Genomic DNA, 10,968 nt, shown 5'->3' on the forward strand with positions numbered 1-10,968 from the left:
GATTTATACTCTACAAATTGTGATTAAGAACAAAAAATGGCCATTCAATGTAATTTAATTACAGTAATCTTTAACTTGTACAGTCAGGAGATCCAACGCTTCTTGTTGTGGCAGCACACCTTCTTTCAACCTCGATTCAATGACGAATAGGGTGTCCTCTAAAGTAGGTATCTGTATACCATTAAGCATTCTCTTTATCTGCTCAAACTTGTCTCTCGCCAATGGCAAATCTTTGTTTTCAACCGCCATAAACAACAGCATTAACGGCTCTTCTAGCTGATTAGAAACATCATGTGAACCTGTCGCTTGCGTCAGTAGTTGAGGTTGGAATTGATAAAGCTTATCTGAGTATTTGAGTAGAGCATCGTCTAACTCTGTCTCGTCTATGGGCTTTGAGATGATATAGTCGACGCCAGCGCCCGTCATTCGCTCACGAGTTTCTTTAAATACATCTGCAGTACAACCAAATATCAGCGTTTTAGACCGCTCACCCGCTAATGTTCGGATCGCAGTAGTGGCTTCGACACCATCCATGACTGGCATATGGTTATCCATTAAAATCAGGTCGAAATCACCGCGAGCAACCGCTTCCACACCTAATTCGCCGTTCTCAACACACTCACAAGTGAAACCTTTGTTAGCCATGAAGGTATTGAGGATAATGGCATTGGTGCGGTTATCTTCAACGATTAGTACACTAAGGCCTTTGTAATTTAGCTTGCGTAACTCTCGGTACTCCCCATAAGCAGGCTCAGTGATATCGGCTTTAACCTCAACTTCAAAGCTCGAACCTATTCCGAGCTCACTTTTCACCGAGACCGCCCCCCCCATCAAATGACAAATCTGCTTCACAATCGCCAGACCTAACCCTGTACCGCCAAAGCGACGCGTCGTAGAGGACTCAGCCTGTTCAAACGGTTTAAATACCTTATCTTGAGCTTCACGAGGGATGCCTATTCCAGTATCTCTGACACGAATTAGTAGGTAGTTCTCGCCGTTTCGAATCTCTTCTTTAAAGTACACTTCAACATAGCCACGCGAGGTAAATTTAACAGCGTTGTTAAGTAAGTTGAAAAGGATCTGTCTTAATCGAGCCTTGTCACACAGGTACCAACGTTCGTTTGGCACTTCAGAATAAACCTTAAACTGGAGGCCTTTCTCAGAGCAAAGCGTGTAGTAAACACTGTTAATGCTGCCGATAATTGAATCGAGTGGGAACGGAGAAAACTCAAGCTCTAAACACCCTTGTTCTACTTTGGAAAAATCCAAAATCTCGTTCAGTAGAGTCATCATATGCTCACCAGACTCATACAAAGTTTTGAGGTGTTTTCTCTGGTCAGTATCGAGTTCGGTTTTTAACAAGATCTGCGCTGTCCCTAACACACCGTTCATTGGTGTACGAATCTCATGTGACAGCGTCGCTAAGAATGCACTTTTCGCTTTGGTGGATGCCTGAGCCTTAACTTTCTCTTGTTCAAGGTAGACGGTCTTTTCGTTGAGCGAGTCAATCAGGTACTTAATTTCGTCTTGGCTAGAGTAATTAACATCGATTGCCCCACCCTCCTTTGAATCATCGAGACTACGCGCAATCACCACTATCGGTGAGATTAAAAAGCGATTGATTAGGAAATAACCGAGCATCACACAGGCAAGCAAGATAGGAACGATCACCGCTTCTACTTTAGATACCAGATCATAAACCTGCTCCGCCACTAAATGCTTGGCATTTACAACGTCCACGCTCCACTTAAAATCACCGAACGCGTTTTGGCTGATGTAGATATCCTTTGCTAACTGGAAATTATGCTCGGTAATCACATCGCCATAGCCATCACGTAAGATAACACCCAAGTCGTACTCTTCGGCGTGAATACGAACAAAATCGACCAAGGTTTCAAGTGAAATATCTATGGTCGCGACACCAGAAAAAACGCCATTAATATAGTAAGGTGATGAAGCCGTGATCATCTGAACATGAGTAAACGGATCGATATAGACTGGCGACCAAGATACGGTTCCTGCAGGTTTTTTGACGACAGAGGTATACCAAGACTCTTTGTCATAGCCCCCTGACTCTGGGTTATTCCAAGAAAGAACTCTATCCACCTTACCGTCACTGGCCCGATTAAAAAACAAACTCATGTATGGAATACGACTGTCAATAGAATATGGAACAGGCCATAGGCCACCGCTAACGACAACACCTTCAACCAGTGAAAACAGATTGGACAGTAAGACAACTTGGTGCTTCTGCGTTTCTTGATTACTACCAACACTCACCACAGCCTGCAAGATGCCTAAAGAACTGTTTATCGGCTCCTCAATCTGGGCAGATATGAGTTCGGTACGTAAGTCTAAGTTTCTTTCGAGCTGATCACGAATAGGAGGCTCAATAACCCAATAACTCACGGTACCAATTAGCGCAATTGCGGCAGCTAAATAAATAGCTAGCGCAATAATACTTTTCCTTTTAAGCGACGAGCGAATTTCCATAAATCTTTGAATTTTGTCCGTTTGTTAAAAATTATAGCGAATATATCGAGGCAGCAACCTTTTTCTCGCTCCGGTTGACTGATACCATTGCCTAATCACAACTTCTCAATTCAATTGGATGTCTATTTTGACCCTACAAGAACTTCTCGCTTTACCTGAGCTACAAGACAAACTGATCAGCGAAGCTAAGACGCACGGCTTTGTTACTGCAATGGCTGCGGCCCCTCACCAGCTTACGCCGCACGAATGGTTACCCTTCCTTTGGGGTGGTGAAGAAGTGGCGCCTTTCAGCGATGGTGAGCAACTAGAAATTTACATTGAGCACATTATCGCGATTTGGAATGAGTCGCGCCCTGCTTTGCTTGGAAATCATTGGCAATGGCCTGAGGGTTGTGCAATTGATGAAGAAGAGATTGTGACAGAGCAGACCCGCGATTTCTGTGAAGGCGTATTGCAAGGCTGGCAGCTTGCTAGAGATGATTGGGAAACCATCATGCCAGAAGAGAGTGACGATAATGCTCTTCTTGGTGGCGTACTGCTTTCGGTTAGTATGCTGTATGACCCAGAGACTTCTATCGCGACTCTTGCTGAACAAGGCATTGAGGGTTTAGAGCAGTTCGAAGAGATCTTCAACGCCATGCCAACCATGCTATGCGGCTTGACCATGCGTGGTGCAGCACTTGTCGAACAAGACCAGTAACGCCGCTCACAACAAAACAAATCGAACTAAAAGCAAAAATCGCAGCTATCGCTGCGATTTTTCATAGCTGGGCTACCAGTTGAATTGTTCAATTCGCTCATCGGCGATATAAAATATCTTCGCCCCCGGCACTATCTCTCGGTTTAGTTCAGGGTTTAACTCAATGCCTTGACCATTATCTAAGGCAATCAGCGTCGCTTGATAATCTCGCTTCATCAACTGAAATGCATCTTCAACTTTAATTGCCGCTAACTCAGTTGGATACTCAACGGAGTATTGTGTCATCCCTCTCGTCGAAGCCAACAACTCTTGATGCAAAGCACTCGAACCCGGATCAACCGCCGCTTTGGCGAGCATTTCCGCTCCCACTGCAGGAATACACTCAGCATTCGGGCAATGTTGGCTGAGAAGGTTACTCAGAGCTTCGTCTTTAAAGTAAGCCAACAAATGCGCCTTAGGGTTAATATTGGCACTGTAAAGCGCTGCAGAGAGCGTGATGTCGTCTTCTAGGTTATCAACAACAATACAACTCGCTGCGTCAATGGCTGCTTTTTCCATTTCCTGCGAATCCGTGTAGCTCGAAACCTTAACGAAGCCAATCTCACCAGGTAGCGGATTCTCGATATCGGAACGGCTGCAAAGAACGATTGGACGCTTGCCCTCTTCTTCATGCTGTAACATGCGAATTAAATGCATGGTACGTTGACCATTCCAACCTAACAATACAATGTGATTTTCCACACCAACTCTCCGTTTACCTAATATCCCAGCACGCCAATACTCCACCATGCCTGTCGCTAATCGGCCAATTAATGCGGCAAACAACGACAAGCCACCAGGGATGACGAACAATATCACTACCCACTTACCCATCGCTGTTTCTGGTGAGTGATCACCATAGCCCACAGTCGAAGCGGTCACCATCAAAAAATAGATGAAGGTAGAAAAGTTATCGGTCAGCGAGCGCTCACCGCTGATACTCAGCAGAACCCATGATAATGCAACGTAAATTATGAGTAACAGGGCTAGATTTCGATTACTCAAATTGAACAAGTTCGAGTTCAACCATTTCCTAAATGTTAACCAAAGGGACATAGTGCTCCTTAACGTATCCACTTGTTTATATTTAATCCCAAACGAAGATACAAAAAAACCAGCCAATTAGGCTGGTCTTGATATCTGTGACAAGTATCCGCTTAAGCGTTACCCTTCACCTGCAAGTTTAGTTGCTCTGCAAAGTCTAGCATGCGATTTAGCGGAATCAGCGACTTAACACGAAGCTCTTCGTCAACGAAGATTTCATGATCCTCGCCACCATCACGCAATGCCGCTTCAATCGCCTTCAAGCCGTTCATCGCCATCCAAGGACAGTGCGCACAGCTACGACAAGTTGCGCCCGCACCTGCGGTTGGTGCTTCAATCAGCTCTTTCTCTGGTACAAGCTGTTGCATCTTAAAGAAGATACCCTTGTCCGTCGCCACGATCATTTTCTGATGTGGCAACTCTTTGGCAGCTTTAATCAACTGGCTAGTTGAACCAACTGCATCCGCGAGTTCAACCACGCTCGCTGGTGATTCTGGGTGAACTAAAATGGCCGCCTCAGGGTGCAAGGCTTTCATCTTACGCAGTGCATCTGCCGAAAACTCATCATGCACCACACATTCACCTTGCCAAAGCAGCATATCTGCGCCTGTTTGGTTTGCAATGTATGAGCCTAAGTGACGATCAGGGCCCCAAATAATCGGCTTGTCTTCCGCATCGAGATGCTCGACAATTTCAAGTGCGATACTTGACGTTACTACCCAATCAGCGCGTGCTTTAACAGCGGCAGAAGTGTTCGCATAAACCACGACCGTGTGGTCAGGGTGCGCATCGCAAAATTCAGTAAATTTGTCTGCTGGACAACCTAAGTCCAATGAACATTCAGCCTCTAGAGTTGGCATAAGAATGCGCTTCTCTGGCGTCAGGATCTTTGCGGATTCGCCCATAAAGCGTACACCACCGATGATCAATGTACTCGCAGGGTGACGATTGCCGAACTTAGCCATTTCAAGAGAGTCACCAACAAAGCCGCCAGTCTCTTCAGCTAATGCCTGGATTTCTGGGTCAGTGTAATAGTGAGCAATCAATACCGCGTCTTTTTCTTTCAGCAGCACTTTTATATTGTCGATATGTGCTTGCTTTTCTGCGTCAGTGAGCGGAATTGGCTTAGGAGGAAATGGATAAACTGTGTTTATTGTATCTAATATGTGGCTCATTGCTTCTGTGCTACGCTACTTCCAGTAATCCGAGTATTGTAACCCTAACAACTAGCATGATTCCAGCTTCACCAGCAATCAAAACAAAAAAGGAGCGCCATGCACTCCTTTTGACCAGTATCACCCACTATAGGCGCTCTTGTGCCAGTTTGGCCGATGCACTATTTGGATATTCGCTCAACACTTGCTGGTAATATTTCTTAGCTTGCTCAGCATTATTGTTACGTGCAGCAATGTCGCCAAGCTTCACCAGAGCGTCTGCTCGCTTATTTGACTCTTTATAGGCAATGACAGCGGCGAAACTCTTAACCGCCTCTTTATCTTGCTTCTTGGCAAAATAGAGTTGCCCTAACCAGTAGTGTGAATTGGGCGTAAAAGTTGATTCTGGATAATCCTTTTGAAACTGTTGGAATGCAGCGATCGCACCGGTGTAGTCACGTTTTTTAAGGATCAAATCAACCGAATTTTGATAAGCGGTCTGCTCATCAACATTAGAACTGAAGGTACCACTCGATGCGGTTTCTGAAGAGACAGCCTCTGGTTCATCTGTGCTAGGTATAGGAGCTTGAGTGCGAACTTTATCTAACTCAATAAACAGCTCTCTCTGACGTTGCAGCATTTGCTGCATATCATAGGAGCTCTTTTCAAGTTGACCACGAAGTTCACTGATCTCTAAAGCCATCTCATCGAGCTGTTGCTGCATTTGCAACTGAACACGATTACGGTTTTCCAATAGGCGCTCTAAGCGCTGAACATCAGTTTCGTTAGTACGAACCGACGATGAAGGAGTGGCATTACTGCTACCGCTTAGATCAGATACTGGAGCTGGTGCAGCGAGTACACTACTCGCTGCACTTGCCAGTAACGTAAGCGTAACAACGCGCTTAAGGTTACTGAACATGAGGTGTGTCCTCAATTAGTACACTAGAACAGCGCGGCGGTTCTTAGCGTATACATCTTCTGATTGACCTAGAAGAAGTGGCTTCTCTTCGCCGTAGCTCACTACGTCGATTTGATCAGCTTGCACACCTAGCGCTTGTAGGTATTTCGCTACAGCTTCAGCACGACGTTCGCCTAGAGCGATGTTGTACTCTGGAGTACCGCGCTCGTCAGCGTGACCTTCGATCTTAACTTTAAGCGCTGGATCTTTGCTTAGGTAAGCGGCATGAGCTGCTAGCATCTCTTCGTAGTCGCCCGCGATAGTAGAGTTATCGAATGCGAAGTAAATAGTTTGAGTTTCGCGTAGCGCTTGCTCTTTTAGCTCTTGCTCTGTTAGCTGACCGTTCTCTGAAATTGGAGAAACTGCAGTGTTGTCAGTAGTCTGAACTTGGTTAGTCTCAGAAGAACCTGAAGCATTTGCTGCGTCATCACTTGAGCTACATGCTGTAACCGCTAGAACTGGTAGCGCAATTAGAAGCCCTTTAAGAACTTTGTTAAGTTGCATTGTTATTGTTTCCTTAGTTATTGATACTTACTTGCTACAAAAACGGTGACCATGCAGGAGCACGAACTCGACCATTTGTCGCTGGTAACCTTGCTTTAAAGCGTCCATCAATGGAAACCATTGATAGAACATTGGCCTTGTTATAGATCGAACTATATATGACCATTCCACCATTTGGCGCAATACTTGGCGATTCATCTAACAGTGTTTTGGTCAGGGTTTGCATTGCTCCCGTCTCCAGATCTAGCTTGGCTAGATTGAATCCACTGTTGCTACGATTAACCATGACTAAGAACCGACCATCCGGTGTAATTTGCCCACCAAGGTTCTGGCTCCCTTGCCATGTTAAACGCTTGGTCGAGTTACTTGCCAAATCTACTTGATAAATCTGAGGTTTTCCACCCCGATCTGAGGTAAAGATCAGAGATTTACCATCTGGATGCCAGAATGGTTCCGTATTATTTGCTCTGCCTCGGGTAATTTGGGTCAGTTTTCGGGTGTTCATATCCAAAGTGTAGACATGCAAACTACCCGTCTTAGACAAAACCAAAGCCAGCTTACTGCCATCAGGTGAAAATCTTGGCGCGCCATTGTGACGTGGGAATGACGTCATTTTCTCACGTTCACCCGTGTAGATATTCATCACAAAGATTTCAGCTTGACCATTTTGGAAGCTAACGTAAGCGAGCTTTTTACCGTCTGGTGACCATGCCGGTGACATCAATGGCTGCTTCGAGCGTAGAACAAGCTTCTCGTTGAAGCCATCGTAGTCTGACACACGTAATTGATAAGGGAATTGGTCTTCATCGTTAACAACAACGTAAGCAATACGAGTTAAGAACGCACCTTTCTCACCGGTTAGTGCTTCATACACAAGGTCAGAAATACGATGAGCATACTCGCGCATGCGATTTCCTGGTACGGTTGCGCGTTTGTTGAACACGACATGATCTTTAGACAGAACCAATTGGCCATCTTCACTAAGTGACTTACTTTGGCCTTGCGTAAGTTGACCGCGTACCACGTCTACCAGTTGGTAGTTGATCACGTAGTTGCCTTCCGCATTTTGCGAGATTGAACCGGTCACCAAGGCATCAACGCCAAGCCCTGTCCAAGCATTAAAGTCTACTTCCGCTTCACTGTATGGCGTTTGAGGCATTTTGTTGGTTGCTACAGGGCTAAACTTACCACTGCGCTGTAGGTCAGACGCAATCACTTTTGATACATCTTCCGGGAGCTTACTACTGCCTTCCCACTTAAACGGCACAATTGCAATTGGTCGCGCCGAATCGATACCATCTGTAATCACTAGTTCCAACGCTGCATTCGCAGTTTGGATTACACTCATTACAGTGAGCACACATCCTATTACTAGTCGCTTTAACACAAGCTTTTCCTTATAACTCAGGTACTACGGTTAAATTGATATTCTTAATTCTGTTGACGACATCAGGGTCTTTGGGCAATGGGAAGCTATTTACTTGCGCCACCGCTCGTTTGGTTGCAGCACACAGTCGGCTATCGCCATCTAACACCGATAAATTACCAACAATTTCGTCTGCTCCTGGTGGTATCAGACGCAAGTTAACTCGACAGGACTTTCCCCGAAAGCTGTCCTCCAAGAGAAGGTTTTGCTGAATGAGCTGAGTGTAAATCGCACCATAACGGTCCGCTTCGCTAGCTACGTGCCTTGAACGAGCCGACGTGTTTGCTTCCGCTTCTGTCTCTAGGCCAGCAAAAATATCGTTCAGCGCTGCCTCTTGCTCTTTACGCTCACGTTCTATACGTTCTAAACGCTCTTTCTCTTTACGTGCTTTCTCAGCCGCCTCTTTGGCCGCCTTCTCTTTGGCTATACGTTCTTGTTCGGCTTTTTCCGCCGCTTCTCTTTCGCGACGCGCTTTCTCTTCCGCTTCTTTTGCTGCTTTTTCACGCTCTAGACGCTCTTGCTCAGCTTTAGCAATCGCCGCTTCTTTCGCTAAGCGTTCTTGTTCCGCTTTTTTGATCGCTTGCTCTTTTGCTTTGCGCTCAGCTTCTAACTTAGCAACCCGCTGCTCTTCTGCTTTGCGCTGTTTCTCTTTAGCAATACGTTGTTTTTCAGCTTCACGTGCCGCTTTGGCCTCTTTGGCTTGTTGCTCTTTAAGCTTACGAATTCGTTCTTCTTCCGCTTTGCGGTTCTTTTCAAGCTGCTCGCTTTCACGGCGAAGCTTGTCGAGGCGATCTTGCTCTTTTTTAGCCGCTTCTTCACGTTGACTGCGAATTTGCTGAGCTTGCTGTCTTACCAGATTAGGGTCAATCACCACGGCTTGAACAAGACGACCTGTTGGCTCGGGCTTAGACATTGTAAAGTCAGTGCCCCAAATCAAAGCCACAATAAGAAGAGCATGCAAAGCAGCCGATATCAGTATCGGCTTTTTGTAATCATTCTTTTTTGATTTCTTCTCTTTCATCTACAGCGACGACTATTCCCTAATGTCGGTCAGCAAACCTACTTTCGGAATGCCAGCGCGACTCAATTCATCCAAAACTAAAACGACTTCTGCGTATGGTGTGGCAGCATCACCGCCCACCGCGACAGGCGAATCAGGCTTCAACGACAGCTCTGCTTTAACACGAACAATCACATCTTGCAGCGAAATACCTCGTGTTACCTCTTCGTCGTTAACACTCAAACCTAGGTTTCCATCTTTATCGATCTCGACAATGATAAAGCTTGCATCACTATCACCCGCAAGCTCTGAAGCAGGCTTGGCTGTCGCCGTCTTAGGTAGTTCAACATCGACCCCTTGAGTAACAAAGGGAGAAGTCACCATAAAAATAATCAAAAGCACTAACATAACGTCGATATAAGGTACGACGTTAATCTCAGCAGTCATCTTGCGCTTTTTAGTTTGGTAGCCAGCCATAGCAACTATTCCTTACTTGCAGTATCTCGGCCAGCCATAGCTTGACGGTGCAAAATACTGTGGAACTCTTCTGAGAAAGTCGCGTAGTTGTGCTCTAGCTTACCCACTTTACTGCTGAATCGGTTGTATGCCATTACTGCTGGGATTGCTGCAAAAAGACCCATTGCTGTAGCAACCAGTGCCTCTGCGATACCAGGTGCAACCATAGCTAACGTTGCCTGCTTAACTTCACCAAGAGCGATGAATGCATGCATGATGCCCCATACGGTACCAAATAGACCGATATATGGACTGATTGAACCTACTGTCGCAAGGAATGGCAGATGGGTCTCTAGCTCATCGACTTCGCGAGCAACAGCAACACGCATTGCGCGCCCCGTTCCTTCCATAATGAAGTCTGGAGAATCTGCGTTAGATTTACGCAAACGAGCGAATTCGGTAAAGCCAGAATAGAAAATCTCTTCCGTTCCCGCTAAATCATCTTTACGTTTCTTAGCGGTTTGATAAAGAATCGACAGATCTGTGCCCGACCAAAATTTGTCTTCGAATGTTTCTGCGTCTTTTGAGGCTTGAGAAAGCACTTTGCTGCGCTTGATGATCATTGCCCAAGACACAATAGACATGCCTAAAAGGATCAGCATAACCATTTTTACTAGCAAACTTGCTTGTAAAAACAGGTCTAGCATCGAAATATCAGCGGTCACTGTCTGTTAACTCCATAACGATTGATTGAGGCATTGCTTTTGGCCTCATTTTTTTGTTGTCGATACATGCTACCTTAACCATAGCCTTACACAATGTCTTACCCTCAGGATTAACGATCTCCTGACAGAACGAGAGTGACGCTTTTTTAAGGTCAGCTATTTTTGTTTGTACGATAAGGCGATCGTCGAGCCGAGCACCTTGCAAAAAATCGATGTCCATGTGTCGGACTACAAAACCTAAGTTTTGTTCCAACAAGACCTGTTGAGAAACACCAATTGTGCGAAGAAGTTCCGTTCTCGCACGTTCAAAAAACTTGAGATAATTCGAATGGTAAACCACTCCACCAGCGTCGGTATCTTCATAATAAACCGTCACCGGCCATTCAAATATCATTGTTGGTTGTTGCACATTGGTGTCCACAATCTATCGCAGTAGGTTGATACTATAACGCAACTCATCACTAAC

At 45.5% G+C, this 10,968-nt stretch carries 11 protein-coding genes; 1 reads left to right on the forward strand and 10 read right to left on the reverse strand.

Features of this window, described 5'->3' with window-relative positions:
* Positions 1-54 precede the first annotated feature (54 nt).
* Positions 55-2,493 carry an ATP-binding protein gene (locus tag QTO00_RS07520; protein ID WP_331424029.1) on the reverse strand — a complete coding sequence of 813 codons (2,439 nt, stop codon included), beginning with the start codon at positions 2,491-2,493 and terminating at the stop codon, positions 55-57.
* 127 nt (positions 2,494-2,620) lie between these two features.
* Between QTO00_RS07520 and QTO00_RS07525 the strand changes: the two genes are divergently transcribed.
* Entirely contained in the window at positions 2,621-3,193 is a 573-nt protein-coding gene (locus tag QTO00_RS07525; protein WP_331424030.1) for a YecA family protein, read from the forward strand.
* A 72-nt stretch (positions 3,194-3,265) separates the two neighbouring features.
* Here QTO00_RS07525 and QTO00_RS07530 read toward each other — a convergent pair whose 3' ends face one another.
* The 9 genes from QTO00_RS07530 to ybgC all read right to left on the reverse strand — a co-directional run bounded on the left by QTO00_RS07530 (position 3,266) and on the right by ybgC (position 10,896).
* Positions 3,266-4,288 (reverse strand): potassium channel protein, encoded by a 1,023-nt coding sequence (locus QTO00_RS07530; RefSeq protein WP_331424031.1) that lies wholly within the window; start codon positions 4,286-4,288, stop codon positions 3,266-3,268.
* Between the two features lie 101 nt (positions 4,289-4,389).
* A complete protein-coding gene (nadA, locus tag QTO00_RS07535; RefSeq protein ID WP_331424032.1) occupies positions 4,390-5,451 on the reverse strand; it encodes a quinolinate synthase NadA in 1,062 nt (353 codons plus the stop codon).
* Between the two features lie 127 nt (positions 5,452-5,578).
* Positions 5,579-6,352, reverse strand: coding sequence for a tol-pal system protein YbgF (gene ybgF, locus QTO00_RS07540; RefSeq protein WP_331424033.1), 774 nt, complete (start codon positions 6,350-6,352; stop codon positions 5,579-5,581).
* A 15-nt stretch (positions 6,353-6,367) separates the two neighbouring features.
* Complete coding sequence (gene pal / locus QTO00_RS07545; protein WP_331424034.1) at positions 6,368-6,895, reverse strand: peptidoglycan-associated lipoprotein Pal; 528 nt, start codon at positions 6,893-6,895, stop codon at positions 6,368-6,370.
* Between the two features lie 34 nt (positions 6,896-6,929).
* The gene (gene tolB / locus QTO00_RS07550) at positions 6,930-8,243 is read right to left on the reverse strand and encodes a Tol-Pal system beta propeller repeat protein TolB (protein ID WP_443088906.1); all 1,314 of its coding nucleotides are present in this window, start codon (positions 8,241-8,243) and stop codon (positions 6,930-6,932) included.
* 49 nt (positions 8,244-8,292) lie between these two features.
* Positions 8,293-9,342, reverse strand: a complete 1,050-nt coding sequence (tolA, locus tag QTO00_RS07555) for a cell envelope integrity protein TolA (RefSeq protein ID WP_331424036.1) — start codon at positions 9,340-9,342, stop codon at positions 8,293-8,295.
* Positions 9,343-9,354: 12 nt separating this feature from the next.
* Positions 9,355-9,798, reverse strand: a complete 444-nt coding sequence (gene tolR, locus QTO00_RS07560) for a protein TolR (protein ID WP_038205332.1) — start codon at positions 9,796-9,798, stop codon at positions 9,355-9,357.
* Positions 9,799-9,803: 5 nt separating this feature from the next.
* The gene (tolQ, locus tag QTO00_RS07565; protein ID WP_331424037.1) at positions 9,804-10,502 is read right to left on the reverse strand and encodes a protein TolQ; all 699 of its coding nucleotides are present in this window, start codon (positions 10,500-10,502) and stop codon (positions 9,804-9,806) included.
* Positions 10,492-10,896, reverse strand: a complete 405-nt coding sequence (gene ybgC / locus QTO00_RS07570; protein ID WP_331424038.1) for a tol-pal system-associated acyl-CoA thioesterase — start codon at positions 10,894-10,896, stop codon at positions 10,492-10,494. Before ybgC ends, tolQ begins: the two co-directional genes overlap by 11 nt.
* Positions 10,897-10,968 lie beyond the last annotated feature (72 nt).

Origin of the sequence: Vibrio sp. M260118 (genome assembly GCF_036533755.1) — a bacterium.
Lineage (GTDB): Bacteria > Pseudomonadota > Gammaproteobacteria > Enterobacterales > Vibrionaceae > Vibrio.